This window comes from Sphingomonas sp. Leaf339 (assembly GCF_001426195.1).
Classification (GTDB): Bacteria; Pseudomonadota; Alphaproteobacteria; order Sphingomonadales; family Sphingomonadaceae; genus Sphingomonas.
In genome coordinates, this window is record NZ_LMRS01000001.1 from 502,868 (window position 1) to 527,811 (window position 24,944).

A 24,944-nucleotide genomic window follows, 5' to 3' on the forward strand; every position below is an offset into this window, starting at 1 on the left:
AACTTCGATCACAAGAAACTATACGGGTCCACGTCCACCGTGACCCGCGCCTTGGCCGACCAGTCCAGCGCCCCCAGCCAGTCCCGGATCACATCCTGCACGTCCAGCGCTCGCCGCGCATGGACCAGTAATCGATACCGGTGCCGCCCGCGCAGCATCGCCAGCGGCGCCGGTGCCGGTCCGTACACCGCCATTCCGTCCACCTTCGGCGCCGCCCGCCCGACCAGCAGCGCGGTCTCATGCGCGCACGCCTGATCCTCGGACGACACCACGATCGCCGCATAGCGCCCGAACGGCGGCGCGCCCGCATCGGCCCGCGCCTCCGTCTCGGCCGCATAGAACGCGTCGGCATCGCCGGTAATCAGCGCCTGCATCACCTGCGCGCCCGGACTATGCGTCTGGATATAGACGCGCCCCGGCTTCTCGCCGCGACCGGCGCGGCCCGACACCTGCCGGATCTGCTGGAACGTCCGCTCCGCCGCACGCAGGTCGCCGCCCTCCAGCCCCAGATCGGCATCGATCACGCCGACGAGCGTCAGGTTGGGGAAGTGATATCCCTTCGTCACCAACTGCGTGCCGACGACGATGTCGATATCGCCCATTTCCATCCGCCCGACGAACTCCGCCGCCTTGGCCGGCGACCAGATCGTGTCGCTGGTGACGACCGCCGTCTTCGCCTCCGGGAACAGCGCCGCCACCTCATCCGCGATCCGCTCCACGCCGGGGCCGCACGCGACCAACGTATCCTCGCCCTTGCATTCGGGACAGGCGCGCGGGACCGGTTCGACATGCCCGCAATGATGGCACGCCAGCCGTCGCGTCAGCCGGTGTTCCACCATCCATGCGGTGCAGTTGGGGCATTGAAAGCGATGCCCGCACGTCCGGCACAGGGTCAGCGGTGCATAGCCACGCCGGTTCAGGAACAGCAGCGACTGCTCGCGCCGTTCCAGCGTCTCGCCCATCGCCTTCACCAGCCGTGGGCTCAGCCAGCGGCCACGCTCGGGTGGTTCCTGGATCAGGTCGATCGCCTCGATCGCCGGCATCTCGGCCAGTCCGAACCGCCCGGTCAGCTTCAGTTCGGCATAACGGCCCAGCGCCACCTGTTGCCGCGTCTCGATCGCCGGCGTGGCGCTGGCGAGGATGACCGGGCATTCCTCGAACTTGCCGCGCATCACCGCCACGTCGCGGGCGTGGTAATGCACACCCTCTTCCTGCTTGAAACTCGTCTCGTGCGCCTCGTCCACCACGATCAGGCCAAGCGCGGCGTAGGGCAGGAACAGCGCCGATCGCGCCCCTACCGTCACCAGTGCCTCGCCGCTCGCGATCGCCCGCCACGCGCGCCGCCGCTGGGTGGAGCGAAGGCCCGAATGCCACGCCACCGGCTCCACGCCGAACCGGTCGCGGAACCGCTTCAGGAACGGCTCGGTCAGGGCGATCTCGGGCAGCAGCACCAATGTCTGGCGCCCGTGCAAGATCGCCTCGGCCACCGCCTCGAAATACACCTCGGTCTTGCCCGATCCGGTCACGCCGTCGAGCAGGGTCGTCTCGAACCGGTGCGCCGCCACCCCCGCCGCCAGCACGTCGGCCGCCGCGCGCTGGTCGTCGGACAGTTCGGGCGGGCCATAAGCGGGGTCGGGCAGGGGATAGGGGCTGTCGATATCAACCGTCACCGCTTCCAGCACGCCCCCCTTCACCAGCCCCCGGATCACCGCGTCGGACACATCGGCGATACTGGCCAGCTCGCGGATCAGGCCCTGTCGGTCGCCGATCCGCTCCAGCGCCTGTTCGCGCTGCGGCGTCAGCCGGCCCGGCACCTCGCCCGTCGCGCGATACTCGGTCACCGTCCGCGCGCCCTCCAGCGCCGACGTGGAGGCCAGGCACATGCGCAACACCGCAGCGGGCGGCGCGAGGTAATAATCCGCCGTCCACTCCACCAGCCGGCGCAGGGCAGGGCGCAGCGGTGGCACGTCCGCCACCGCCAGCAACGGCCGCAGCCGGTTGTCGCCCACCTCCGCGTCCGACGGCATCCGCTCCGCCTCCCACGCCACGCCCAGCAACTGGCGCGGCCCGAGCGGCGCGACGACGATCGATCCCGGCTCCACCGTCATCCCAGGCGGCACACGGTAATCGAGCGGCCCGAGGGCGGCATTGAGGAGCAGGACACGGGCGCGCGACATCGGGCCGCTATATGGGGCCTTCGTGAGTCCCCGTGAAGTCGGTGGGTACGCATAGCGTTGAGCGATCGCCGGTGGCACATACCGGGCCATGCCTGTCGCCACCCTCCCGCACCCGCTCGCCGCCGACTGGGCCGCGCATCTGTCGCGCGACCGGCGACGGTCGGTGCATACCGTGCGCGCCTATCACGCCACCGCCGACCGGTTGCTCGCCTTCCTCGGCCAGCATTGGGGCGGCGCGATCGACGCAAGAGCATTGGCGGCCATCACGTCTGCGGACCTGCGCGCCTTCCTCGCCAGCCGACGCGGCGACGGCCTCGGCAACGCGTCGGCCGCGCGTGAGCTGTCGGCAGTCCGTGGCTTCCTCGAATGGACCGGCACCGCCAGCCCGCGCCTGCGCGGCCCGAAGGTCGCCAAGGGCATCCCGCGCCCCGTCGCCCCTGCCGATGTCATCGCACTGGCCGAGGACGTCGCCGAGGATGCGCGCGAGCCATGGATCGGCGCGCGCGACTGGGCGCTGCTGCTGCTGCTCTATGGCGGCGGCCTGCGCATCGGCGAGGCGCTGGCGCTGACCGGCGGTGTCGTGCCGCTTGGCGAGACGCTGACCGTTACCGGCAAGCGCGCGAAGACCCGCATCGTGCCGCTGCTCCCTCAGGTGCGTATCGCGATTGAGGACTATGTCCGCCAATGTCCCTGGCCGCTGCCCCGCACCGAGGCGCTGTTCCGCGGCGCGCGTGGCGGCCCGCTCGACCCCGGCGTCGTCCGCCTGTCGGTACGCGGCGCCCGCGCCCGGCTGGGCCTCGGTGAACGCACCACGCCCCATGCGCTCCGCCACAGCTTCGCCACGCATCTGCTCGGGCGCGGCGCCGACCTCCGCTCGCTCCAGCAACTGCTGGGTCATGCCAGCCTCAGCTCGACACAGGTCTATACGGCGGTCGATGCCGCGCATCTACTCGACGTCTATCGCCACGCCCATCCGCGTGCGTGAGCCGGCTGTCCTACAGGCAAGGGGTCATGCTATCCCTAATCCGGGCCGGCAATCCCACCGTTCCGCCGCCTGTTTAGGCATCAGATAGTACCGGTTTAGGCCTAACCTTAGCCTAACCTTAGCCTAACTTTCCGATCGCTCGCGCGGCTTCCAGGTCACGACGCGATAGATATAAAAGACAATGATCGCCACCGACAGCGCGATAGCCAACGGCCCGACATATCGATCGAGCTCTTCAAATCGTTGATCAAGATAGAGCCCTGCGCCCGCCAGGATCGTGTTCCAGATCGCCGATCCCCCCGCAGTCGCGATCAGGAACCGCCAGCGCGGCATCGCCGACATGCCGGCGGGCAGCGACACCATCGTCCGGAACGTCGGCATGAAGCGGAATACGAACACCACCCAGCCGCCCCGGTCGTGGAAGAAGCGGGTGATGCGCTCGACATCCTCCCACTCGATGGTCAGCCAGCGGCCCCATCGCGCAACGAAGGGCTTCAGCCCCTGATATCCGAACCGCCGCCCGACCCAGTACCAGAAGTAATTGCCCGCGACCGTCCCGATAGTGCCCGCTACGATCAGCCAGCCCAGCTGCATCCGCCCCCGCGCCACCGCCATCCCGCCCAGGCCCATGATGACCTCGGACGGGATCGGCGGGATGATGTTCTCCAACGCCATCAGCAGGGCGATGCCGAGATACCCACCCCGCGCGATCCATTCGACGATAAACTGGGTCATGATAGGAAAGCCATGCGGCGCTCAACGACGCGCGGCGACTTTCCGCTCAATCGCATCCCAGATCATGCCCGCCACATCCGTCCCGTCGAACCGCTCGATCGCGACGATGCCGGTGGGGGAGGTGACGTTGATCTCCGTCAGCCACTCGCCGCCGATCACGTCGATGCCCACGAACAACAGCCCGCGCGCCTTCAACTCCGGCCCCAGCACCGCGCAGATCTCGCGCTCCTTGTCGGTCAGCACGGTCTTTTCCGCCGATCCGCCGACCGCGAGGTTGGAGCGGATTTCACCTTCGCCGGGCAGCCGGTTAATCGCGCCCGCCACTTCGCCGTCGACCAGCACGATGCGCTTGTCGCCCTTGGCCACGTCGGGCAGGAACGCCTGCACCATATGCGGCTCCCGCCACGTCTGGTTGAATACCTCCATCAGCGCCGACAGGTTCTCGCCCTCTGGTCCCACGCGAAAGATCGCCTTGCCGCCATTGCCGTGAAGCGGCTTGATGACGATCGCGCCATGCTCCTTCAGGAACGCCCGCGTTTCCTCCAGCGAGCGCGTGACCAGCGTCGGCGGCATGAAGCGCGCATAATCCAGCACGAACACCTTCTCGGGCGCGTTGCGGACGCTGGCGGGGTCGTTCACCACCAGCGTGCGGTCGGCGATCCGCTCCAGCAGATGCGTCGCGGTGATGTAACCCAGGTCGAACGGTGGGTCCTGCCGCATCAGCACCACATCCGCCTCGTCACCCAGATCGAGGCTGACGGCATCGCCGACGCTGAAATGATCGCCCTGCACCCGCTGCACCGTCACCGGATGCGCCCGCGTCCACAGCCGCCCCTCCGACCAGTTCAGGTCGCCCGCATCGTAATGGAACAGCCGATGCCCCCGCGCCTGTGCGGACAGCATCAAGGCGAAGCTCGAATCCCCGGCGATGTTGATATCGGCGAGCGGGTCCATCTGGACGGCGACGGTCAGGGACATGCAGGCTCCGTTCGGTTATTCGCCCGCCATGTAGGGGCCGGCGCGCGCCAAGTCACGGCATCCACGCATTCTCGATATGCCTTGGGCGCGCGCCCGGGGCCATCAACAGCACGTCGACGCGGATATCGTCGCCCGGCCCGGCATAGCGCGGCATCAGGACCTCTGCCGCTGCGGCAACCCGTGCCAGCCGCCGCTGGTCGATCGCAAAGTCCAATTCGGCGGCCGATCCCCGCGTCTTCACCTCGACGAAGGCCACCAGATTGCCCTTGCGCGCAACCAGATCAACCTCACCCGCCGGGGTCCGCACCCGCCGGTCGAGGATGCGCCACCCCTTCAGCCGCAGCCACCACCCGGCCAGCCGTTCGCCGCGCCGCCCGGCGGCCTCGGCAACACGGCGATCTGGCTTGGTACGGCGAGGGCCGGCTGGCGGTGGCATGTTCGATGTCATCGGATCGATCGGTTGCCCGTCATTGCTGCATCTCGCGCTGCGCCTGTTCGGGCTGCTGCATCTTCGCGGGATCCGCCGTCCGATGAATATACCAAGCCATCAATGCCGAGGCGCCGAACAGCACGGCCACCATCGCCATCACCAGCACCTTTGCTGGCTTGAAGCCCTTCTTCTCGTTGACATGGGCATTGCTCTCACGATCGTTCATTGGCGTATCTCCCGGAAACACCGACCCAACGCGCGATGATCGTCGATGGGGACGAACGGATCGCTTCCCGATCGCTTCCCAGTCATTTCATGGTCAGCGCGCGCGCATACAGCGTCCGCCGATCCAGCCCGAGTTGCTTGGCCACCTCGCTCGCTGCCCGTCCGGCCGGCAGGCGGGTCAGCGCCTCGGCCAGCGCGGCGTCACCGTCCTCCTCGCTGGCCGGTGCGGCCTCGCCCGGCGGGGCGACGACGACCACGATCTCACCGCGCGGGGGCGTATCGGCATAGCGGGCCGCGAGCATCGACAGCGGCCCCGTCACCGCTTCCTCGAACTTTTTGCTGATCTCGCGCGTCACCGCCGCCTCGCGGTCGCCCAGACCGGCGGCGAGCGCACTCAGGCAAGCGGCCAGGCGCGGCCCCGATTCGTACATCACCAATGTCGCACGGATGCCGGCGATCTCGGCGATCGCCTCTCCGCGCGCCTTTTCCTTCGATGGCAGGAACCCAACGAACAGGAACCGGTCGGTCGGCAGCCCCGCCAGTGTCAGCGCCGCCACCGCCGCGCAGGGGCCGGGGATCGTCACCACCAGATGCCCCGCCGCCCGCGCATCGCGCACCAGCTTGTAACCGGGATCGGAGATCAGCGGCGTGCCGGCGTCCGACACCAGCGCCACCGCCTCCGTCGCCATGCGGGCGATCAGGCCGGGGCGCACCCCTTCGGCATTATGGTCGTGATACGGCACCATCGGCCGCTTCGCGCCGATATGGCGGAGCAGCCCCGCCGTGACGCGGCTGTCCTCCACCGCGACCACGTCGGCGCGCGCCAATATGTCCGCCGCGCGGGGCGATAGGTCACCAAGATTGCCGATTGGGGTGGCAACGATGTAGAGGCCGGGATCAAGAGGGAGCATGGATACCGTCATGGCAGACGCCGGAGCACTACCGCAACGCCTGGGTGTTGGACGCTGGATCGCTTTGACGGCCGCGTGCCTGCTCAGCGCGTGTCAGACCGTCCTGCCGCGCGGCGTCGAACGCCCACCCGAACGCGTGGTGACGCGCCCGACCGGGCCGGTCGCACCGCCATCGGTCGAACTCGGCATCCCCAGGGACACCGCGCGCAATCGCGTGGCGTTGCTCGTGCCGCTGTCGGGCAGCAATGCCGGCGTCGGTCAATCGATCGCCAACGCGACGATGCTGGCGCTGCTCGACACCCAGAACCAGTCGGTGCGGATCACCAATTACGACACCGCCGGCGGGGCCGCCGCCGCCGCGAATCGGGCGATCGCCGAGGGTGCGCAGCTGATCCTGGGGCCGTTGCTCGCCGACGACGTGCGCGCGGTCGCCCCGATCGCGCGGGCGGCGGGGGTGCCGGTGCTCAGCTTCTCCAACGACACCGGCGTCGCCGGCAACGGTGCATACCTGATGGGCTATGTCCCGGCGCAATCGATCGAGCGCGTCGTCGATTACGCCCGGTCGCGCGGCGTCACGACTTTCGCCGGACTGGTCCCGAACGGGCTGTACGGCGAGCGCGCATCGACCGCATTCCTGCGCGCGGTCGAGGGGGCGGGGGGGCAAGTCGTCTCGCTTCAGCCCTATGGTCGTACCGCCGGCGCGATCGGCGCCGCGGCGCAGCGGCTGGCGGCCAAGTCGCCCTATGACGCGGTCCTCGTCGCTGACGCAGCCTCGACAGCGGCGGCGGCGGCGCCCGCCATCAAGCGGGGCGGCGGCGCCACCACACGGCTGCTCGGCACCGAATTGTGGAATTCCGACACCGGCATCGCCCGGCCGGCGCTCAGCGGCGCCTGGTTCGCCAGCGTATCGAACACGCTCTATCGCCAGTACGTCACCAAATACCGCGCCCGCTTCGGCACCCCGCCGTATCGCCTGTCTAGTCTTGGCTATGACGCGGTCCTGCTGACGGTCCGCATCTCGCGCGACTGGAAGGTGGGTCAGCGTTTCCCCGAGAACCGGCTGCGCGACGCCGATGGCTTCTCCGGCATCGACGGCGCGTTCCGCTTCAACCGCGACGGCGTCGCCGAACGCGCGCTGGAGGTTCAGGAAGTGACCGGCGGCGCCGCGACCACCGTGTCGCCGGCCCCGGCGGGTTTCGGGAAATAGGGCGAGCCGGACGGATGCGGTCATGTCCTACAGGGCCGCATCCGGTTATGGTTTACCCACCACCGGTCTTTCTCATCGTCCGCCACCCACATCCCGCCCCGCTCCACGCGATCCCGCGCGCGTAGGAGGGTGTGACTTTCGGGACTTTCCGAAGGGGTCAGGCGGTAACCACCACCGGCGCATCCAGCACAACTTCGGGCAGGATCGCATCCAGCAGCAGCGCCCCGGCCTCGGTCACGCGCAGCCAGTCGCCGGTCCGCTCGATCAGGCCCAGCGCGGAAAGGCGAGTGACCGCCGACTGATCCACCGGCGCGACGCCGCCGGCCAGCGCCGCGATCCGCGTCAGGTCGATCCCCTCGGCCAGCCGCAGGCCCATCAACAGCGCCTCGGTGGCGCGATCGTGCGGGGGGAGCACCTCCTCGCTCTGCGCACCGTGGCCGTTGCGCTCCACCGCGCCCAGCCAGTTCTCCGGCTTGCGATGGCGCACCGTCGCCAGCCCGCCACGCCGGCCATGCGCACCGGGACCGATGCCGGCATAATCGCCGTATCGCCAATAGGTCAGGTTATGGCGGCTCTCCGCCCCCGGCCGCGCATGGTTCGACGTCTCATAGGCCGGCAATCCGGCGGCGGTGGTCATCGCCCGCGTCGCCTCGAACAGATCGGCCGCCGCATCGCCATCGGGCAGCACCAGCCGCCCCGCCAGTGCCTCGGTGGCGAAGCGGGTGCCCGGCTCCACCGTCAGTTGGTACAACGACAGATGCTCGGTTCCGAATGACAGCGCCCGCGCCAGCTCGTCAGACCACGCCGCCATCGTCTGCCCCGGCCGCGCATAGATCAGGTCGAAACTGACTCGCGCGAACACCGACTGCGCGACGGCGAGCGCGCCCAATCCCTCGGCCACATCATGCGCCCGACCCAGAAAATGCAGCGCGTCGTCATCCAGCGACTGCAATCCGAGCGAAACCCGGTTGACCCCCGCCGCCGCCAAATCGGCAAAGCGCGCCGCCTCGACCGACGAGGGGTTTGCCTCCAGCGTGATCTCGACGCCGTCGGTGAAGCCCCATGCGTCCGCCGCCGCATCCAGCACCGCCGCGACGGTCGCCGGCGGCATCAACGATGGCGTACCCCCGCCGAAGAAAACCGATCCCAACCGCCGGCCGGGCAGCAACGACGCCTCGTACGCCAGATCGGCGAGCAGAGCGTCCCGCCAGGCTCGTTGATCCACGTCCGCCCGGACATGGCTGTTGAAATCGCAATAAGGGCATTTCGACACGCAGAACGGCCAGTGGACGTATAGCGCCAGATCGGTCGCCGTGTCGGACGTGTTAACGATAGGCATTCTGTCCGGTTTCATCTTTGCCCGATAGATGATCGGGCATGGAGTTGGCAAAACTTCCCTTGCTGCTCGCCAGCCTGATGGCGATGACCGAGTTGCCGGCGGTCGGATCGACGCAATTGTCGAGCGAGACGTTGCGTGACACGATGCTGGGCACCCACGCCGCCGCCCGCCGCGCGGTGGGGGTCGGACCGCTGGCGTGGAACCCCAGTCTCGCTGCTAGGGCGCAGGCATATGCCGACGAACTCGCCCGCACTGGTCGCTTTCGTCATTCGGGCGGCCTGTTGCAGGAGGCACAGGGCGAGAACCTATGGATGGGCACCCGCGGCGCCTATCGGTTCGACGAGATGGCCGGCGCCTGGGTCGAAGAATCGCGCAATTTCGTCAACGCACCGACCCCCGCGTTCAGCCGCACTGGGCAATGGCAGGATGTCGGCCATTACGCCCAGATCGTGTGGCGCGGCACGCGGGAGGTAGGGTGCGGCATGGCCAGCGACGACGAGGAGGATTACCTCGTCTGTCGCTATAGCCCGGCCGGCAATGTGATCGGCCGCGCGGCCTTCTGAGGCCCCGCCGAGCGACCGCGGCTCAGAAGACCGCCGCCACCATCTGCCGGAATGCCACGCCCCGGTGGCTGATCTCGTTCTTCAGGTCCTCGTCCATCTCGGCGAAGGTCGTGTTATAGCCATCGGGCTGGAACATCGGGTCATAGCCATGGCCCTTGTCGCCGCGTGGCGGCGTGACCAGCGAGCCGTCGACGCGGCCTTCGAACCATTCGACATGCCCGTCCGGCCACGCCAGCGCGAGCGCGCAGACGAAATGCGCGGTGCGCGCCGGTGCCGGACCGGATGCGGCGACGTTACGCTCGATCAGGTCCATCGCCACGCCGAAATCCTTCGATTCGCCGGCCCAGCGTGCCGAAAAGATGCCCGGATCGCCGCCCAGCGCATCGACGCACAGTCCGCTGTCATCGGCCAGTGCCGGCAGCCCCGACAGGTCGGAGGCGACGCGCGCCTTCAGTTCGGCATTCATGACGAACGTAGTGCCCGTCTCTTCCGGTTCGGGCAGGTCCAGTTCGGCCGCCGACACGACGTCGAGACCGCGGCCGGCGAGCAGCGCGGCGATCTCACGCACCTTGCCGGCATTGTGGCTGGCGATCACCAGCCGGCCGGGTGTCAGCTTGCGGATCGCCTGTGGTTCCTTGCCCTCGCCGCTCATTTCTTCACCGCCTCCGTCTGCGCCCGGAAGATATCGGCACAACCCATCCGCGCAAGCCGCAGCAACCGAAGCAGCGATTCCTCGTCATAGGTCGCGTGTTCGGCGGTCGCCTGAGCCTCGGCGATGTGGCCGTTCTCGAGCAACACGAAATTGCCGTCGGCATCGGCATTCGAATCCTCGTCGTAATCCAGGTCGAGGACGGCCGTGCCCTGATAGATGCCGCAACTGACCGCCGCGACCTTTTGGCGAATCGGATCGACCGTCAGCTTGCCGGACGCCATCAGCCCATCGACCGCCAGGCGCAGCGCGACCCATGCGCCGGAGATCGATGCGGTGCGCGTACCGCCATCTGCCTGGATCACGTCGCAATCGAGCACGATCTGGCGTTCGCCCAGCGCCTTCATATCGACCACGGCGCGAAGCGAGCGACCGATCAGCCGCTGGATTTCCTGCGTCCGGCCGGACTGCTTGCCCTTGGCGGCCTCCCGGTTGCTGCGGGTGTGGGTGGCGCGGGGCAGCATGCCGTATTCGGCCGTGACCCAGCCTTCGCCCTTGCCGCGCAGAAACGGTGGCACCCGTTCCTCGATCGAGGCGGTGACGAGCACTTTCGTGTCGCCGAAGCCGATCAGCACCGAACCCTCGGCATGGCGGGTGAAGCGCGGCTCGATCGTGATCGTGCGCATCTGGTCTGGCGTGCGGCCGCTGGGGCGCATGGTATTTCCTTCGTCGTGAACCGGTGCGGCTGCGTAGCCTTCCGTTCCGGGCCACGCCAGCCTAGATCATGGGCATGGGTCCTCCCGTCACCGAACTGACCGACCGGGCGCGCGATATCTTTCGCGCGGTCGTGGACGGCTATCTGACGTCGGGTGTGCCGGTGGGGTCGAAAACGATTGCGCTCGCTACCGGGCTGAACCTGTCGCCGGCATCGATCCGGCACGTGATGGGCCAGCTCGAATCGCTCGGCCTGCTCGCCAGCCCGCACACCTCCGCCGGCCGGGTCCCGACCGAACGCGGGTTGCGCCTGTTCGTCGACGGCATGATGCAGGCGACCGAACCATCGGCGGACGAGCGCGCGCAGATCGAGGCGGAGATCGGTCGCAACGCCGGGCGCGGCGGTCCGGTGGAGGCAGCCCTCGCCGCAACGACCGCTGCACTGTCCGGCCTGTCGGCCTGTGCGGGGCTGGTGCTGGTGCCCAAACGCGAACTGACGTTGCGGTCGATCGGTTTCGTGCCACTTTCGCCGGTGCAGGCACTGGCGGTGCTGGTCGCCGAGGACGGCACGGTCGAGAACCGTGTACTCGACCTGCCGCCGGGACTGACGGGATCGGCGCTGGTCGAGGCGGGCAATTACATGTCGGCGACGCTCGGTGGCCTGACGCTGGGCGAGGCACGAGCGCGGATCGAGCGGGAACTGGCGGACGGCCGCGCGGCGCTGGATGGCGCGGCACGCACACTGGTGGAGCGCGGGCTGGCGGTGTGGAGCGAGGATGGCGATCGCCGGCCGGTGCTGATCGTGCGCGGGCAGGGGCGATTGATCGATGCGGCGGCGGCGGCCGATCTCGACCGGGTGCGCGATCTGCTCGACGATCTCGATGGCAAACAGGAGATTGCGAGCCTGCTCGATTCGGCCAGCGCCGGCGATGCGACGCGCATTTTCATCGGCGCGGAGAACAAACTGTTCGCGCTCAGTGGATCGTCGGTCATCGCTCGACCGTTCCGGGGACCGGGCGGACAAGTGGTCGGTGTGGTCGGTGTGATCGGGCCGACGCGGTTGAACTACGCACGGGTCGTGCCCATGGTTGATTTCACGGCGGCAACGCTCGCCCGTCTGATGGGCTGAAGTACAGGGAATATGATGATCGACGAGAATGAATCCGGCGCCGACACCTTGCGGCAGGAAACGGCCGAGGCAGCACCCGAGGTAGCCGAGCATGACGGCGCGGCGGCCCGCATTGCCGAGCTGAAGAACCAACTGGCCGAGGCGAAACAGGCCACGCTCTATGCGCAGGCGGATATCCAGAACGTCCGTCGCCGGGCGGAAAAGGATGCGGTCGATGCGCGCGCCTATGCCGCGACCAGCTTTGCCCGCGACATCCTGTCGGTGGCGGACAATCTCTCGCGCGGTCTCGCCGCGATTCCGGCGGATGCGCGCGAGGACGAGCGGTTCAAGGGGCTGGTAGTTGGCCTGGATGCGACCGGTCGCGAACTCGACAGTGTGCTGGCACGCCATGGCATCACCAAGATCGAAGCGATGGGCCTGCCGCTCGACCCGAACAAGCATCAGGCGATGATGGAACTGGCGAGCGATGAAGCGCCGGGGACGATCGTGCAGGAGATGCAGGCCGGCTACATGATCAAGGACCGGCTGTTGCGGCCGTCGCTGGTCGGCGTCGCAAAGAAGCCGGACTGAGCGTGCCGATCAAGGCCGCGTTACGACGCGGCCTTGATCAGGTCGGAACGGTGGCGAAAAACATGGACGTCCGTGAAGGGATATCCATCCGCCGCGGCAGCCCGGGTCAGGTTTGCGAGCCGTTCGCGGTCCTTGGCCAGGGTCTTTAACGCGTGGGCGAGCGCCACCGGGTTACCTTCCGTCAGTACCCCGCCGCGATGTTCCTTGATGAGATCATCGGGATAGCTACTGTCGTATCCGACGATCGGTGTGCCCGAGATCAGCGCCTCGACCAGGCAACGTGGTGATTCCGGTGTCTTGTGGCAGAACAGGAAGATATCGGCCGCGCGCATGTGCCGCATGAGGGCATCGCGATCCCGCAGCGGGCCGGGGAAAGTTATGCTGCTATCCAGCCCCGCAGCAGACACCGCACGGCGTGCTTCGTCGAATTGCGGACCATCCCCGTACCACGTGGCATGATAATCAACGCCGGCCTGCGCCAACAATCTCAGCGCCTCTACCCAATCCAGCACGCCCTTGTCGGGATGCGCGCGACCGGCATAGATGATCGACAATGGTCCCGACCGTTGGCTCTTGGCATCCAGCTCAGCCGGGCTGATCCGCGATTCTTCGGACAGATGGATATCGTGGACCAGATGGGCGTCGGGGCTGTACGCCGCATAGGCGGCAAAACAGTCGGCGCCGTGGAACAGGCCGAGTGCGCTGCGCCGGATCACCAGCCGTTCGTAATGCCGCATCGCCCATGCCGTCGCCGACCAATAGATCTTGCGCAAACCCGTGGCCTGTGAGGCGGTAAAGCCCAGCACTTGGGATTCGACCCGATCGGTCCAGATCGCCGCTTTCCTACCCTTTTTGGCGGCGCGCAGGGCGGCCACTGCCGCCCAGTCGCCGAACAGGCCGCCGATCGCGAAGCACAGATGCGTGCTCTCGTCGATCAACGCGTCCAGTCGTTTTGTCGTCGGTCCAAGCGCCTTCATGAATGGCAATGGTTGGCGATGATCGGGCAATCGGACGAGGCGACAGCGGCCGCCAAAATCATCTTTCAGCAACGGTGACACGTCCGCCGAGGCATCGGCTACCTGCAGTTCCGGCATGCAGATGATGAGACGATCGAAATTGTCGAGCCAGCGGCGGATACCGTTATGCGCCTGACGATCGATCACACAGGCGTCGCCATCGCAAAAAATCGGCAGCGGCAGCACCAGCATCAACGTGGTGAGGCCGGCGGCAGGCATGATTTCAGCCACGCGGCGAGCGGTCGTCGATCGAGGCGATCCGGTCGATCGTGACGATCTTATGCACCCCCGTCTTGACGCCATATGGCGCCATATAGGCCTCCGCTTCGGCCCCGGCGGCAGCGACGTCATAGGTGGCCGCGATCGGGCTGGTGTGACGCAGGGCCACACCATCGACCACGCCGACTTTCCATCCGTTGCGCTCCGCGATCACCGGCCAGACGAGATCGAGACCCCAGCCATAGCGAAGGCTGGGCAGTGGAAAGACGGAGCTGAACGTATCGCGATGAAACGCGGTGATCGGCCCGACCTCGACGAAGTTTGTCTGGCGGACCAGCATCCCGCGCTGACGATGCGTGACGTCATGGCTCCAATAGGAGAAGGAACGATGGGCGGGCGAGCTGATCTTCAGATCGGCATATTCGGACAGCGCCACGAACGGATCGGTGAAATCGGCGGGCAACTCGACATCGTCGTCCACCATCCAGATCCAGTCGAACTGGCTGATATCATGCCGCTCGACCAGCAGGTTGATGTTGTCGAGCTTGCCGATCCCGTCGACGCCCTTGCTATCGACCACAACCTCATGACGACCGCTGTTCTGCATCGTCCGGTAGATGCGATCGAGCGATCCGGGCCGGCGCGGTGATTGCACGCCCAACGCCAGGATGCGGCGACGGGGCATGTCGGCATAGAAGGACGAGGCGCGAAGCTGTGCCAGCTTCGGCTTCACCGCCCGATCGGCGCCGATATCCTCCACACGCGACGTCAGCGGCCAGATACGCCGCTTAATGGCCGGCCAGATCGATTGGGGGCTAATAATGATGATCCTCCAGAGCCGCCACGAGCGGGGTGGCTATAACGCGGCCCCGCTGAGGGATGAAGTTATATATGGCCAGCGTTGCAACCGGGTTAAGGTGGGTGCGGCAAAGCGTGCCGCCTCAACCCGGCCGGCACGTCAGGCAGCGATCAGCGCGGCGTCCGGCACCGGCAGGCGGATCAGGTGGTCGAAGGCGGCGAGCGATGCCTTTGATCCTTCGCCCATCGCGACGACAATCTGCTTGAACGGCACGGTCGTCACGTCACCGGCGGCGAAGATGCCTGGCAGCGAGGTTTCGCCGCGATCGTCCACCTCGATCTCGCCGCGCAGCGTCAGCGCGACGGTGTCCTTCAGCCACTCGGTGTTGGGAACAAGGCCGATCTGGACGAAGATGCCCTCCAGCTCGATCTGGTGCAGCGTGCCGTGATGACGGTCCTTGTAATGCAGGCCCGCCACGCGGTCCCCGTCACCGACCACCTCGGTCGTCATCGCCGAGGTGATGACCTTCACGTTGGGCAGGCTGGCGAGCTTCCGCTGAAGAACGGCATCGGCGCGCAGGTCGGTGTCGAATTCGATCAGCGTGACGTGTGCGACCAGACCGGCGAGGTCAATCGCCGCCTCGACCCCGCTGTTGCCGCCGCCGATTACCGCCACGCGCTTGCCGCGGAACAGGGGACCGTCGCAATGCGGGCAATAGGTGACGCCCTTGTTCCGGTACGCTTCCTCGCCCGGCACGTTCATCTGCCGCCAGCGCGCGCCGGTCGACAGGATCACCGTCCGTGCCTTCAGCGAGGCGCCGCTGGCGAGCCGCACCTCGTGCAGGCCGCCTTCGTCATGCGCCGGGATCAGTCGTTCGGCGCGTTGCAGATTCATCAGGTCGACGCCGTATTCGGCGACATGCTGTTCCATGTTCGCGACCAGCTTCGGCCCTTCGGTATGCTGGACCGAGATGAAGTTCTCGATCGACATGGTATCGAGCACCTGTCCGCCGAACCGCTCGGCGGCGATGCCGGTGCGGATGCCCTTGCGGGCGGCATAGATTGCCGCCGCCGCGCCGGCGGGGCCGCCACCGATGACGAGGACGTCAAACGGGTCCTTGGCGCTGATCTTCTCGGCGGCGCGAGCGGTGCTGCCGGTGTCGAGCTTGGCGAGCACCTGCTCCACGTCCATCCGGCCCGATGCGAACAGTTCGCCGTTCATGAAGATCGCCGGCACGGACATGACGCCCCGGCTGGCAATCTCGTCCTGGAACAGGCTGCCCTCGATCGCGACATGGCTGATGCGGGGGTTGATGACGCTCATCAGGTTCAGCGCCTGCACCACGTCAGGGCAGTTCTGGCACGAGAGCGAGAAATAGGTTTCGAAGGCATAATCGCCATCGAGGTCGCGGACCTGCTGGATCACGTCCTGTGCCAGTTTCGACGGATGACCGCCAACCTGAAGCAGCGCCAGCACCAGCGAGGTGAACTCATGCCCCATTGGGATACCGGCGAAGCGAACGCCGAGATCGGTGCCGGTCCGGCGAATCATGAACGACGGGCGACGACGATCATCATCCCTGCGCACGACCGTTACATCGTCGGAGAGTGCCGCAATCTCGGTGAGCAGCGACAGCATCTCGGCCGACTTGGTGCCGTCGTCCAGCGACGCGACTAGCTCGATCGGCTGGCGGATGTTGGCGAGATAGGTCTTGAGCTGGGTCTTGAGATTGGCGTCGAGCACGGACGGCCTCCGTTGAATTTAGATCCTCCCCGTCACGGGGGGAGGAACCGGCGAAGCCGGTGGAGGGGGATCGCGGCGAGCGGATCATGTCCGTCGATCCCCCCTTCCGTCAGACTTCACAGCCTGCCACCTCCCCGCGGGCGGGGAGGTGCGTGGATCAGATCTTGCCGACGAGGTCGAGCGAGGGCGCGAGCGTCTCTTCGCCCTCTTCCCACTTGGCGGGACAAACCTCACCCGGATGCGCGGCGATGTACTGCGCGGCCTTCACCTTGCGCAGCAATTCCATCGCGTTGCGCCCGACGCCCTCCGAGGTGATCTCCATGAACTGGATCACGCCATCGGGATCGACGACGAAGGTGCCGCGATCGGCCAGACCTTGGCCCTCACGCATCACGCCGAAATTGTTGGTGATGACGCCGGCGGGATCACCCAGCATGGTATAGCGGATCTTGCCGATCGCGGGCGACGTGTCGTGCCAGGCCTTATGGCTGAAATGTGTGTCGGTCGACACGCTGTAGATCTCGACGCCCATACGCGCGAACGTGTCGTGCTGATCGGCAAGGTCTTCCAGTTCGGTCGGGCAAACGAACGTGAAATCGGCCGGGTAGAAAAAGAAGATCGCCCATGTTCCACGCACGTCGGCGTCGGACACGGTTAGGAACTTGCCCTGCTTGTACGCCTGGGTAGTGAAGGGCTTTAGCTGGGTACCGATGAGCGACATGGAAACTCCTTTGTGCATCGCAACGTGAAAACGCTGTTACCTTGCTGCGCCGCAGCATGGAAATCGGTTTCCCTGATCGATGCGACCGGAATTTCCGATCAGCCCATCCGGCGGCCCATCTCCTTGTTCAAACCAAGCGCGATCAGCGTGCAGGCGGCGCCCGACAACAGATAGGCACCGGCGGCCAGCAGCCCGAAATTGCTCGATAGGAACAAGGCGGCGAGCGGTGCGAAACCGGCACCGACCAGCCAGGCGAGGTCGGATGTCAGCGCGGAACCGGTGTAGCGTCGCGCCGGTGTGAAGCGCGAGGCGATGACGCCCGACGACTGGCCAAAGGCAAGACCGAGGAGGATGAAGCCGACGATGGTATAGATCGTCTCGCCGATGTCGCCACCGTTCAACAACTGCGGCGCAAAGCCGCTGTAGGCAGCGATCAGCGCGGCGGATACGCCAAGCAGGGTACGCCGGCCGACCCGGTCGGCGATGATACCTGACGCGAGGATCGACACGACGCCGAAGCCCGCGCCGATCATCTCGATCACCAGAAAGCGCACCGGCGCCTGCTGCGTGAACAGCACGACCCACGACAGCGGAAACACCGTGACGAGGTGGAACAGCGCGAAGCTGGCAAGCGGAGCAAACGCGCCGAGCAGGATCACACGCCCCTCGAACCGGATCGTTTCGCGGATCGAGGCCGGCTGCAACTCGCGGCTCTCGAACATCTGCTGAAATTCCGGGGTGGCGACGATGCGCAGGCGGGCGAAGAGCGCCACCACGTTGATCGCGAACGCCACGAAGAACGGATAGCGCCAGCCCCATTCAAGGAAGTCGGCGGTGGTCAGCGTCGCGAGAAAGAAAGCAAAGAGGCTGGAAGCCACGAACAGGCCGATCGGCGCACCCAACTGCGGGATCATCGCATACCAGCCGCGCTTCTCCTCCGGCGCGTTCAGCGACAGGAGCGACGGCAAACCGTCCCACACGCCGCCCAGCGCCATGCCCTGACCGACGCGGAGCAGGCCGAGCAACACCGCGGCGTAGCTGCCGATCTGGTCGTATCCAGGCAGGAACGCCACCGCCATCGTCGATCCGCCGAGCAGAAACAGCGCCATCGTCAAGCGGACGCTGCGACCATAACGGCGGTCCATGATGCTGAAGAGCGCGGTGCCGAGTGGCCGGGCGATGAACGCCAGCGCGAACAGCGCGAACGAGTACATGGTCCCTGTCAGCGCGTCGACGTACGGAAAGATCAGCGACGGAAACACCAGCACTGATGCGATGGCGTACACGAAGAAGTCGAAGAATTCGGAGGTCCGGCCGATGATGACGCCAATCGCGATCTCACCGGGCGCGACCTTGTGGCCGTCCGCGTTGATCTGGCGCGCGTCGCGTTCGAGTTGCGTCGAATTCGACGCGGCGGTTGCTGCACTCACGGCCATGGCTCCGAATAAACATGCAGGCACCGGACTCAGGTGCTCGCAGGGCGGCTTATGACGATAGCATAGCCTCGAGGGGATTGGACAAACTGTCCAATGTCGCAGTGCAGCGTAAAGGCCTAGCTGACCACCATCATGCCGCACCTTCCCCCTGTCGCGTCCGCCGCTCGCACTTTAAAAGGCCGCTGGGCTCCGCTCGCCCTATTGGCGCTCCTGCCGGGGTGCAACATGGTGGTGATGAACCCATCAGGTGACGTCGCCCTGCAACAGCGCGATCTGATCCTGATCTCGGTCGGCCTAATGCTGCTGATCGTCATCCCGGTGATGGTTGCGACCGTCGTGTTCGCCTGGCGCTATCGGGCCGGCAACAAGGACGCCGCCTATGATCCCGATTTCGATCATTCGACGATGCTGGAACTGGGTATCTGGTCGGCGCCGCTGCTCATCATCATCTTTTTGGGCGCGGTGACATGGAGCAGCACCCATCTGCTCGACCCCTATCGCCCGATCGATCGGCTGAAGGCGGGCCAGCCGCTGAAGGCCGGCGTCAAGCCGCTTGAGGTGCAGGTCGTCGCGCTCGATTGGAAGTGGCTGTTCATCTACCCCGAACTCGGGATCGCGACGGTCAACGAACTGGCCGCGCCGATCGACCGCCCGATCACGTTCCGGATCACCGCCTCGTCGGTTATGAATTCGTTCTACATTCCCGCGCTCGCCGGCCAGATCTATGCAATGCCAGGCATGGAAACGAAGCTGCATGCGGTGCTGAACGAGCCCGGCACGTTCGACGGGATCGCCGCGCACTATAGCGGCGCCGGTTTTTCGGACATGAAGTTCAAGATGCTGGGCATGGATCAGTCCGGGTTCGCGCAGTGGGTGGAACGGGTGAAGGCCGATCCACGGCGCCTCGATGCCTCGCTCTATACCCGCCTTGAAAAGCCGACCGAAAAGGTGCCGGTGATTCGTTTTGCCACGGTCGAAGACGGCCTGTTCGGCAAGATCGTCAACCGCTGCGTCGAGCCGGGCAAGCCGTGCATGTCCGACATGATGTCGCACGACCGGCGGGGCGGTGGCGATCCGCACAGCATGCGGCCCGGTTCCGGCAACCCGCCGGTCAACGACGCCGCGCCGATGCACGGTGACAAGGCTGAGGGCGCATTGCTGAAAGATCCCGGTGAAAAGGGCACGTCCCCGCACATGACCAAGGAACGCCTCCCCGGTTCGCCGGGCAACGCGGCCCCCGGCAATGAACGCAACCGCGATATGACCGCGCTCGACCCCCGTACCATCATCCCCCACGCGCGCGCCGCCGGCGCCGCCGACCGCGCCTGAAGGCACCCGCCATGGACCCCACATTCCTGAAGACCATCTTCGGCCGGTTGACGATCGACAGCCTGCCGATCCACGAACCGATCGTCGTCGCGACCTTCGTCGCGGTGGTGATCGGCGGTATCGGCGTGCTCGGCCTGCTGACCTATTTCAAACTGTGGGGCTATCTCTGGAAGGAGTGGTTCACCAGCGTCGACCATAAGAAGGTCGGCATTATGTACATGGTGCTGGCGATCGTCATGCTGCTGCGCGGCTTCGCGGATGCCATCATGATGCGCGGGCAGCAGGCGATGGCGTTCGGTGCGAACGAAGGGTATCTGAACGCCCATCATTACGACCAGGTGTTTACTGCCCACGGCGTCATCATGATCTTTTTCGTGGCGATGCCGCTGGTGACCGGGTTGATGAACTACGTCATCCCGCTTCAGATCGGCGCGCGCGACGTGTCGTTCCCGTATCTCAACAATTTCAGCTTCTGGATGACCGTGGCGGGTGCCGTCATCATCATGATGTCGCTGTTCATCGGCGAATTCGCGCGTACCGGTTGGCTGGCGTTCCCGCCGCTGTCGGGGCTGGATTACAGCCCCGATGTCGGCGTCGATTATTATATCTGGGCGTTGCAGGTGGCCGGTGTCGGCACGACGCTGTCGGGCATCAATCTGGTCGTGACGATCATCAAGATGCGCGCACCCGGCATGACGATGATGAAGCTGCCGGTGTTCTGCTGGACCAGCCTGTGCACCAACATCCTGATCGTCGCGAGCTTCCCGGTACTGACCGCGACGCTCGTCCTCCTGTCCCTTGATCGGTACGTCGGCACGAATTTCTTCACAAACCAGGCCGGCGGCAACCCGATGATGTACTTCAACCTCATCTGGATCTGGGGCCATCCGGAGGTGTACATCCTGATCCTGCCGGCGTTCGGCATCTTTTCGGAAGTGACCTCGACTTTTTCGGGCAAGCGGCTCTTCGGCTACACGTCGATGGTTTATGCGACGGTGGTCATCACCATCCTGTCGTACCTTGTCTGGCTGCACCACTTCTTCACCATGGGGTCGGGGGCGAGCGTCAATTCGTTCTTCGGCATCACCACCATGGTGATCTCGATCCCGACGGGGGCGAAGATCTTCAACTGGCTGTTCACGATGTACCGAGGCAAGATCCGGTTCGAGCTGCCGATGATGTGGACAATCTCGTTCATGCTGACCTTCACGGTTGGCGGGATGACCGGCGTGCTGTTGGCGGTGCCGCCGGCGGACTTCGTGCTGCACAACTCGCTGTTCCTCGTCGCGCACTTTCACAACGTCATCATCGGCGGCGTGCTGTTCGGGGCGTTCGCGGGCATCAATTATTGGTGGCCGAAGGCGTTCGGATACACGCTGGACAAGACATGGGGCTTGGTATCGTTCTGGTGCTGGTCGATCGGCTTTTGGGTCGCGTTCGGGCCATTGTACGTGCTCGGTCTGATGGGGGTTACCCGGCGTCTGCGCCACTTCGACGATCCGTCGCTGCAAATCTGGTTCATCATCGCTGCGATCGGCGCCGCCATCATCGCAGTCGGCATCGGCGCGTTCCTGATGCAGATCTTCGTATCGGTGCGAAACCGTGAGAAGCTGCGCGACGTGACTGGCGACCCTTGGGGTGGCCGGACGATGGAATGGTCGACCTCGTCGCCGCCGCCGCACTACAATTTCGCGTTCACGCCCGTCGTTCATGATCTGGATGCGTGGTCAGACATGAAGGCGCGCGGATATGAGCGTCCGGTGGAGGGGTATCGCCCGATCCACATGCCCAAGAGCACGGGCACCGGCGTGATCCTGGCGGGTATTAGCGTCGCCTTTGCGTTCGGGATGATCTGGTACATCTGGTGGCTGGCGGCGCTCAGTTTTGCCGCGATCATTGGCGTGTCGATCTTCCACAGCTTCAACTATGATCGCGACTATTACATTCCGGCCGATGAAGTGCTGCACGAGGAGGGCGAGCGTACCCGCCTCCTGGCGCTGCCGGTCGGGGTGGGGAGCCACAACTGATGTCGTCCTCTACTCTTTCTAGCGATCCGGCGCAGAAGGCGATCTTCTACCTCGCTGAAGAGGAAGCGCACGATCACGGCGGCATGGGCGGTACCGCGCTCGGCTTCTGGATCTACCTGATGAGCGATTGCCTCATCTTCGCGGTCCTGTTTGCCACGTATGGCGTGCTGGGCACTGCCTATGCCGGCGGACCGACGCCGCGCGAGATCTTCGAACTGCCGCTCGTCGCGCTCAACACGTCGATGCTGCTGCTGTCGTCGATCACCTATGGCTTTGCGATGCTGGCCATGGCGCGCGGGGCGCAGCGCGAGACGCAGGGGTGGTTGGCGGTCACGGGGCTGTTCGGCCTCGCGTTCCTGTCGATCGAACTCTACGAGTTTGCCAACCTGATCCATGAAGGTGCCACGCCGCAGCGGTCGGCTTTCCTGTCGGCGTTCTTCACGCTGGTTGGCACGCACGGTCTACATGTGACGTTCGGCATCATCTGGCTGGTCACGCTGATGGTGCAGGTATCGCGCCGCGGCCTGATCCCGGAGAACCGGCGCCGCCTGATGTGCCTAAGCATGTTCTGGCACTTTCTCGACGTCGTCTGGATCGGCGTTTTCACCTTTGTTTATCTGCTGGGAGTGCTGCGATGAGCGCCGGCCCTGTGAATGTCGCCGATCACGCGGCTGACCATGATCACGATCATGGCGACACCCATAACCACGGATCGCGCAAGAGCTACTTGATCGGCTTCGCGTTATCGGTGGTCTTGACGGCGATCCCGTTCTGGCTGGTTATGGGCGGTCCGTTGTCCGCTGGAGCCACGGCGATGGCGATCATGGCCTTCGCGTTCGTGCAGATCATCGTCCACATGATCTATTTCCTGCATATGGATTCCAAGTCCGAGGGCGGGTGGACGATGATGGCGCTGGTTTTCACCGTCGTACTGGTCGTCATCACCTTGTCCGGGTCAATTTGGGTCATGTATCATTTGAATAGCAACATGATGCCCGCCGAGGCGATGAGCGAGATGCGGTGACCGACCGCCGGCGCCCGCGCGGCCTGGCCCTAGTGCTGGGACTGGGCGGGATGCTGGTGATCGCGCTGCTGGCACTGGGCAGCTGGCAGGTGCAGCGCCGGGCATGGAAGCTGGACCTGATCGCCCGTGTCGAGGCGCGGGTGCATGGGGCGCCGGTCGCGGTGTCCGCGCTGGGCGGCGATTTCCGCGATGACGAATACCGGCGGGTGCGGCTCACGGGTCGCTTCATGCCGGGCGCACCGACGCTGGTGCAGGCGCTGACCGAGCGGGGCGCCGGATATTGGGTGATGATGCCGCTGGCGACGTCCAGCGGGCCGGTCGTATTGGTCAACCGCGGCTTCGTGCCCACCGAGCCGCCAGGGTTGGCGCGCGCGGCGCCGGGGGGTGAGACCTCGATCACAGGGCTCGTGCGGCTGACCGAACCGAAGGGCGGTTTCCTGCGCAGCAACGATCCGGCGGCGGACCGCTGGTTCTCGCGCGACGTGGCCGCTATCGCGAAGCATCGCGGGATCGTGGCGGCACCCTATTTCGTCGACGCGGATGCGACGCCCAATCCCGGTGGCTATCCGATCGGCGGAATGACGGTGATCCGGTTTCCGAACAATCATCTCGTCTATGCCATTACATGGTATGCGCTGGCGGCGATGGTGGCGGGCGCGATGGTGATGGTGGTGCGGAGCGGAAAAAGAAGCGGCGGGCAGGACGGATGATCGATCCGCCGCTGCTGTCGCTGGCGCGCAAGGTGACGGGCGGCCCCGATCGCACCGGTGCGCGCAACATGCGCCAGCTGGTCGAGCTGCGGTGGCTGGCGGTGGCGGGCCAGTTGGTCACGATCCTGATCGCCAGCGGCCCGATGGGCGTACCTTTGCCGCTGCTGCCGATGCTGGCCATCGTCGGCGTCGCGGCGCTGGTCAATCTGGCGAGCACGCCGCGGATGCGGCAGCGGACGATCGGCAATCTGGAACTGTTCTTCGCGCTGTTGTTCGACATCGCCTCGCTGACGCTGCAATTGGGGTTGAGCGGCGGGGCGACCAATCCGTTCGTCTCGCTGTTCCTGTTGCAGGTGGTGCTGGGGGCGATCCTGCTGAACGCATGGGCGGCGTGGGCGGTCGTGGTCATCACCAGCCTGTGCTTCGCGCTGCTGACTTTCATCTATCGCCCGCTGCTGTTGCCGTCGTCGCTGGCGATGGATGCGCGCGATCTGTTCACGCTGGGCGCTTGGTTGTGTTTCGGGCTGATCGCGACGTTGCTGATGATGTTCGTGACGCGGATCACGCGCAACCTGCGCGCGCGCGACGCGGGATTGGCCGATCTGCGGCAACAGGCGGCGGAGGAGGATCATATCGTCCGCATGGGTATGCTGGCGAGCGGTGCGGCGCACGAGCTGGGGACGCCGCTGGCATCGCTGTCGGTGATCCTGAGCGACTGGCGACGGATGCCGGTGTTCCAGCGTCACCGCGACCTGCTGGGTGAGATCGCGGAGATGCAGGCCGAGGTCGCCCGTTGCAAGGCGATCGTTACCGAAATCCTGCAATCTGCCGGCGAGCCGCGTGGCGAGGGACCGGAGGTCACATCCGCTCACGCCTTCGTCGATCATGTGGTGGAGGGCTGGCGCGCCAGTCATGCCGGCATACCGCTGGCATATGTCCGCGACGAGGCGGCGGATGTGCCGATCGTGGCGGAACCGACGCTGCGACAGGCGATCGCCAACATCCTGGACAATGCCGGTGAGGCTTCGCCCGACGGCATCGAACTGGAGGCACGGATACGAGACGCGGCGCTGGTGCTGGCGGTGCGCGACCATGGCCCCGGCTTCGCGCCCGCCCTCCTCGCCGACTTCGGCAAGCCCCATATCTCGACCAAGGGATCGGGCCATGGCGTCGGCTTGTTCCTGGCGGTCAATGTCGCGCGCAAGCTGGGCGGGCGGGCCGATGCCGCCAACCGGCCGGGGGGCGGTGCGTCGGTGACACTGACATTGCCGCTGTCGACGATCGGCATCGACGAGGAAGGACGATAAC

General features: G+C 66.0%; 25 protein-coding genes. 11 read left to right on the forward strand and 14 right to left on the reverse strand.

What is annotated here, in order from left to right; translation table 11 throughout:
* Nucleotides 1-8: 8 nt before the first annotated feature.
* Nucleotides 9-2,177, reverse strand: coding sequence for a primosomal protein N' (locus ASG67_RS02325; RefSeq protein ID WP_056524673.1), 2,169 nt, complete (start codon nucleotides 2,175-2,177; stop codon nucleotides 9-11).
* An 88-nt stretch (nucleotides 2,178-2,265) separates the two neighbouring features.
* Here ASG67_RS02325 and ASG67_RS02330 point away from each other — a divergent pair, with 88 nt between their 5' ends.
* A complete protein-coding gene (locus ASG67_RS02330) occupies nucleotides 2,266-3,162 on the forward strand; it encodes a tyrosine recombinase XerC (RefSeq protein ID WP_056524676.1) in 897 nt (298 codons plus the stop codon).
* A gap of 123 nt (nucleotides 3,163-3,285) precedes the next feature.
* Here the strand turns inward: ASG67_RS02330 and ASG67_RS02335 are convergent, their stop codons facing one another.
* The 5 genes from ASG67_RS02335 to rsmI form a co-directional block, all read right to left on the reverse strand.
* Nucleotides 3,286-3,897 (reverse strand): DedA family protein, encoded by a 612-nt coding sequence (locus ASG67_RS02335; protein WP_056524679.1) that lies wholly within the window; start codon nucleotides 3,895-3,897, stop codon nucleotides 3,286-3,288.
* A gap of 21 nt (nucleotides 3,898-3,918) precedes the next feature.
* Complete coding sequence (gene gshB, locus ASG67_RS02340) at nucleotides 3,919-4,875, reverse strand: glutathione synthase (RefSeq protein ID WP_056524682.1); 957 nt, start codon at nucleotides 4,873-4,875, stop codon at nucleotides 3,919-3,921.
* A 52-nt stretch (nucleotides 4,876-4,927) separates the two neighbouring features.
* A complete protein-coding gene (locus ASG67_RS02345) occupies nucleotides 4,928-5,311 on the reverse strand; it encodes a YraN family protein (protein WP_056526320.1) in 384 nt (127 codons plus the stop codon).
* Nucleotides 5,312-5,342: 31 nt separating this feature from the next.
* Nucleotides 5,343-5,531, reverse strand: coding sequence for a hypothetical protein (locus ASG67_RS02350; RefSeq protein ID WP_056524685.1), 189 nt, complete (start codon nucleotides 5,529-5,531; stop codon nucleotides 5,343-5,345).
* A gap of 82 nt (nucleotides 5,532-5,613) precedes the next feature.
* A complete protein-coding gene (gene rsmI, locus ASG67_RS02355; RefSeq protein ID WP_082543250.1) occupies nucleotides 5,614-6,441 on the reverse strand; it encodes a 16S rRNA (cytidine(1402)-2'-O)-methyltransferase in 828 nt (275 codons plus the stop codon).
* Nucleotides 6,442-6,451: 10 nt separating this feature from the next.
* Here rsmI and ASG67_RS02360 point away from each other — a divergent pair, with 10 nt between their 5' ends.
* Entirely contained in the window at nucleotides 6,452-7,648 is a 1,197-nt protein-coding gene (locus ASG67_RS02360; protein ID WP_056524690.1) for a penicillin-binding protein activator, read from the forward strand.
* Nucleotides 7,649-7,805: 157 nt separating this feature from the next.
* On the opposite strand, the gene hemW is transcribed toward ASG67_RS02360, so the two are convergent.
* The gene (gene hemW / locus ASG67_RS02365) at nucleotides 7,806-9,002 is read right to left on the reverse strand and encodes a radical SAM family heme chaperone HemW (protein WP_056524693.1); all 1,197 of its coding nucleotides are present in this window, start codon (nucleotides 9,000-9,002) and stop codon (nucleotides 7,806-7,808) included.
* Between the two features lie 29 nt (nucleotides 9,003-9,031).
* On the opposite strand from hemW, the gene ASG67_RS02370 reads away from it, so the two are divergent.
* Nucleotides 9,032-9,550 (forward strand): CAP domain-containing protein, encoded by a 519-nt coding sequence (locus tag ASG67_RS02370; RefSeq protein WP_414887332.1) that lies wholly within the window; start codon nucleotides 9,032-9,034, stop codon nucleotides 9,548-9,550.
* Nucleotides 9,551-9,572: 22 nt separating this feature from the next.
* On the opposite strand, the gene rdgB is transcribed toward ASG67_RS02370, so the two are convergent.
* Both rdgB and rph read right to left on the reverse strand, forming a co-directional pair.
* On the reverse strand, nucleotides 9,573-10,202 hold the full coding sequence (gene rdgB, locus ASG67_RS02375; RefSeq protein ID WP_056524696.1) for an RdgB/HAM1 family non-canonical purine NTP pyrophosphatase: 630 nt from the start codon (nucleotides 10,200-10,202) through the stop codon (nucleotides 9,573-9,575).
* The gene (gene rph / locus ASG67_RS02380; RefSeq protein ID WP_056524699.1) at nucleotides 10,199-10,915 is read right to left on the reverse strand and encodes a ribonuclease PH; all 717 of its coding nucleotides are present in this window, start codon (nucleotides 10,913-10,915) and stop codon (nucleotides 10,199-10,201) included. The genes rdgB and rph overlap by 4 nt, the downstream gene beginning before the upstream one ends.
* Nucleotides 10,916-10,989: 74 nt before the next feature.
* Here rph and hrcA point away from each other — a divergent pair, with 74 nt between their 5' ends.
* Nucleotides 10,990-12,042 (forward strand): heat-inducible transcriptional repressor HrcA, encoded by a 1,053-nt coding sequence (gene hrcA / locus ASG67_RS02385; protein ID WP_056524702.1) that lies wholly within the window; start codon nucleotides 10,990-10,992, stop codon nucleotides 12,040-12,042.
* A gap of 12 nt (nucleotides 12,043-12,054) precedes the next feature.
* Nucleotides 12,055-12,612, forward strand: a complete 558-nt coding sequence (grpE, locus tag ASG67_RS02390) for a nucleotide exchange factor GrpE (RefSeq protein ID WP_414887335.1) — start codon at nucleotides 12,055-12,057, stop codon at nucleotides 12,610-12,612.
* A gap of 20 nt (nucleotides 12,613-12,632) precedes the next feature.
* On the opposite strand, the gene ASG67_RS02395 is transcribed toward grpE, so the two are convergent.
* The 5 genes from ASG67_RS02395 to ASG67_RS02415 all read right to left on the reverse strand — a co-directional run bounded on the left by ASG67_RS02395 (nucleotide 12,633) and on the right by ASG67_RS02415 (nucleotide 18,540).
* Complete coding sequence (locus tag ASG67_RS02395) at nucleotides 12,633-13,859, reverse strand: glycosyltransferase (RefSeq protein ID WP_235535009.1); 1,227 nt, start codon at nucleotides 13,857-13,859, stop codon at nucleotides 12,633-12,635.
* Complete coding sequence (locus ASG67_RS02400) at nucleotides 13,852-14,607, reverse strand: hypothetical protein (RefSeq protein WP_056524705.1); 756 nt, start codon at nucleotides 14,605-14,607, stop codon at nucleotides 13,852-13,854. Before ASG67_RS02400 ends, ASG67_RS02395 begins: the two co-directional genes overlap by 8 nt.
* A gap of 198 nt (nucleotides 14,608-14,805) precedes the next feature.
* Complete coding sequence (ahpF, locus tag ASG67_RS02405) at nucleotides 14,806-16,389, reverse strand: alkyl hydroperoxide reductase subunit F (RefSeq protein ID WP_056524708.1); 1,584 nt, start codon at nucleotides 16,387-16,389, stop codon at nucleotides 14,806-14,808.
* 157 nt (nucleotides 16,390-16,546) lie between these two features.
* A complete protein-coding gene (gene ahpC, locus ASG67_RS02410; RefSeq protein WP_056524711.1) occupies nucleotides 16,547-17,110 on the reverse strand; it encodes an alkyl hydroperoxide reductase subunit C in 564 nt (187 codons plus the stop codon).
* 98 nt (nucleotides 17,111-17,208) lie between these two features.
* Entirely contained in the window at nucleotides 17,209-18,540 is a 1,332-nt protein-coding gene (locus ASG67_RS02415) for an MFS transporter (protein WP_235535010.1), read from the reverse strand.
* Between the two features lie 138 nt (nucleotides 18,541-18,678).
* On the opposite strand from ASG67_RS02415, the gene cyoA reads away from it, so the two are divergent.
* Genes cyoA through ASG67_RS02445 form a run of 6 tightly spaced genes read left to right on the forward strand, consistent with a single transcriptional unit; the run spans nucleotide 18,679 to nucleotide 24,943 of the window.
* The gene (gene cyoA / locus ASG67_RS02420) at nucleotides 18,679-19,875 is read left to right on the forward strand and encodes a ubiquinol oxidase subunit II (RefSeq protein WP_056524717.1); all 1,197 of its coding nucleotides are present in this window, start codon (nucleotides 18,679-18,681) and stop codon (nucleotides 19,873-19,875) included.
* Nucleotides 19,876-19,886: 11 nt separating this feature from the next.
* Nucleotides 19,887-21,902: a cytochrome o ubiquinol oxidase subunit I gene (gene cyoB, locus ASG67_RS02425; RefSeq protein WP_056524720.1), complete on the forward strand. Its 2,016-nt coding sequence runs from the start codon at nucleotides 19,887-19,889 to the stop codon at nucleotides 21,900-21,902.
* Nucleotides 21,902-22,540 carry a cytochrome o ubiquinol oxidase subunit III gene (gene cyoC / locus ASG67_RS02430; protein ID WP_056524721.1) on the forward strand — a complete coding sequence of 213 codons (639 nt, stop codon included), beginning with the start codon at nucleotides 21,902-21,904 and terminating at the stop codon, nucleotides 22,538-22,540. The genes cyoB and cyoC overlap by 1 nt, the downstream gene beginning before the upstream one ends.
* Nucleotides 22,537-22,926 carry a cytochrome o ubiquinol oxidase subunit IV gene (gene cyoD / locus ASG67_RS02435; RefSeq protein ID WP_056524724.1) on the forward strand — a complete coding sequence of 130 codons (390 nt, stop codon included), beginning with the start codon at nucleotides 22,537-22,539 and terminating at the stop codon, nucleotides 22,924-22,926. The genes cyoC and cyoD overlap by 4 nt, the downstream gene beginning before the upstream one ends.
* Nucleotides 22,927-22,976: 50 nt before the next feature.
* Nucleotides 22,977-23,636: an SURF1 family protein gene (locus ASG67_RS02440; protein ID WP_056526331.1), complete on the forward strand. Its 660-nt coding sequence runs from the start codon at nucleotides 22,977-22,979 to the stop codon at nucleotides 23,634-23,636.
* Nucleotides 23,633-24,943 (forward strand): ATP-binding protein, encoded by a 1,311-nt coding sequence (locus ASG67_RS02445; RefSeq protein WP_056524727.1) that lies wholly within the window; start codon nucleotides 23,633-23,635, stop codon nucleotides 24,941-24,943. The genes ASG67_RS02440 and ASG67_RS02445 overlap by 4 nt, the downstream gene beginning before the upstream one ends.
* Nucleotide 24,944: the final 1 nt, after the last annotated feature.

What these genes read in the sequence shown, in the direction of transcription:
- ASG67_RS02325 (WP_056524673.1), bottom strand. Translation starts at nt 2,177, where the DNA reads ATGTCGCGCGCCCGTGTCCTGCTCCTCAATGCCGCCCTCGGGCCGCTC.
- ASG67_RS02330 (WP_056524676.1), top strand. Translation starts at nt 2,266, where the DNA reads ATGCCTGTCGCCACCCTCCCGCACCCGCTCGCCGCCGACTGGGCCGCG.
- ASG67_RS02335 (WP_056524679.1), bottom strand. Translation starts at nt 3,897, where the DNA reads ATGACCCAGTTTATCGTCGAATGGATCGCGCGGGGTGGGTATCTCGGC.
- gshB (WP_056524682.1), bottom strand. Translation starts at nt 4,875, where the DNA reads ATGTCCCTGACCGTCGCCGTCCAGATGGACCCGCTCGCCGATATCAAC.
- ASG67_RS02345 (WP_056526320.1), bottom strand. Translation starts at nt 5,311, where the DNA reads ATGCCACCGCCAGCCGGCCCTCGCCGTACCAAGCCAGATCGCCGTGTT.
- ASG67_RS02350 (WP_056524685.1), bottom strand. Translation starts at nt 5,531, where the DNA reads ATGAACGATCGTGAGAGCAATGCCCATGTCAACGAGAAGAAGGGCTTC.
- rsmI (WP_082543250.1), bottom strand. Translation starts at nt 6,441, where the DNA reads ATGCTCCCTCTTGATCCCGGCCTCTACATCGTTGCCACCCCAATCGGC.
- ASG67_RS02360 (WP_056524690.1), top strand. Translation starts at nt 6,452, where the DNA reads ATGGCAGACGCCGGAGCACTACCGCAACGCCTGGGTGTTGGACGCTGG.
- hemW (WP_056524693.1), bottom strand. Translation starts at nt 9,002, where the DNA reads ATGAAACCGGACAGAATGCCTATCGTTAACACGTCCGACACGGCGACC.
- rdgB (WP_056524696.1), bottom strand. Translation starts at nt 10,202, where the DNA reads ATGAGCGGCGAGGGCAAGGAACCACAGGCGATCCGCAAGCTGACACCC.
- rph (WP_056524699.1), bottom strand. Translation starts at nt 10,915, where the DNA reads ATGCGCCCCAGCGGCCGCACGCCAGACCAGATGCGCACGATCACGATC.
- hrcA (WP_056524702.1), top strand. Translation starts at nt 10,990, where the DNA reads ATGGGTCCTCCCGTCACCGAACTGACCGACCGGGCGCGCGATATCTTT.
- grpE (WP_414887335.1), top strand. Translation starts at nt 12,055, where the DNA reads ATGATGATCGACGAGAATGAATCCGGCGCCGACACCTTGCGGCAGGAA.
- ahpC (WP_056524711.1), bottom strand. Translation starts at nt 17,110, where the DNA reads ATGTCGCTCATCGGTACCCAGCTAAAGCCCTTCACTACCCAGGCGTAC.
- cyoA (WP_056524717.1), top strand. Translation starts at nt 18,679, where the DNA reads ATGCCGCACCTTCCCCCTGTCGCGTCCGCCGCTCGCACTTTAAAAGGC.
- cyoB (WP_056524720.1), top strand. Translation starts at nt 19,887, where the DNA reads ATGGACCCCACATTCCTGAAGACCATCTTCGGCCGGTTGACGATCGAC.
- cyoC (WP_056524721.1), top strand. Translation starts at nt 21,902, where the DNA reads ATGTCGTCCTCTACTCTTTCTAGCGATCCGGCGCAGAAGGCGATCTTC.
- cyoD (WP_056524724.1), top strand. Translation starts at nt 22,537, where the DNA reads ATGAGCGCCGGCCCTGTGAATGTCGCCGATCACGCGGCTGACCATGAT.
- ASG67_RS02440 (WP_056526331.1), top strand. Translation starts at nt 22,977, where the DNA reads ATGCTGGTGATCGCGCTGCTGGCACTGGGCAGCTGGCAGGTGCAGCGC.
- ASG67_RS02445 (WP_056524727.1), top strand. Translation starts at nt 23,633, where the DNA reads ATGATCGATCCGCCGCTGCTGTCGCTGGCGCGCAAGGTGACGGGCGGC.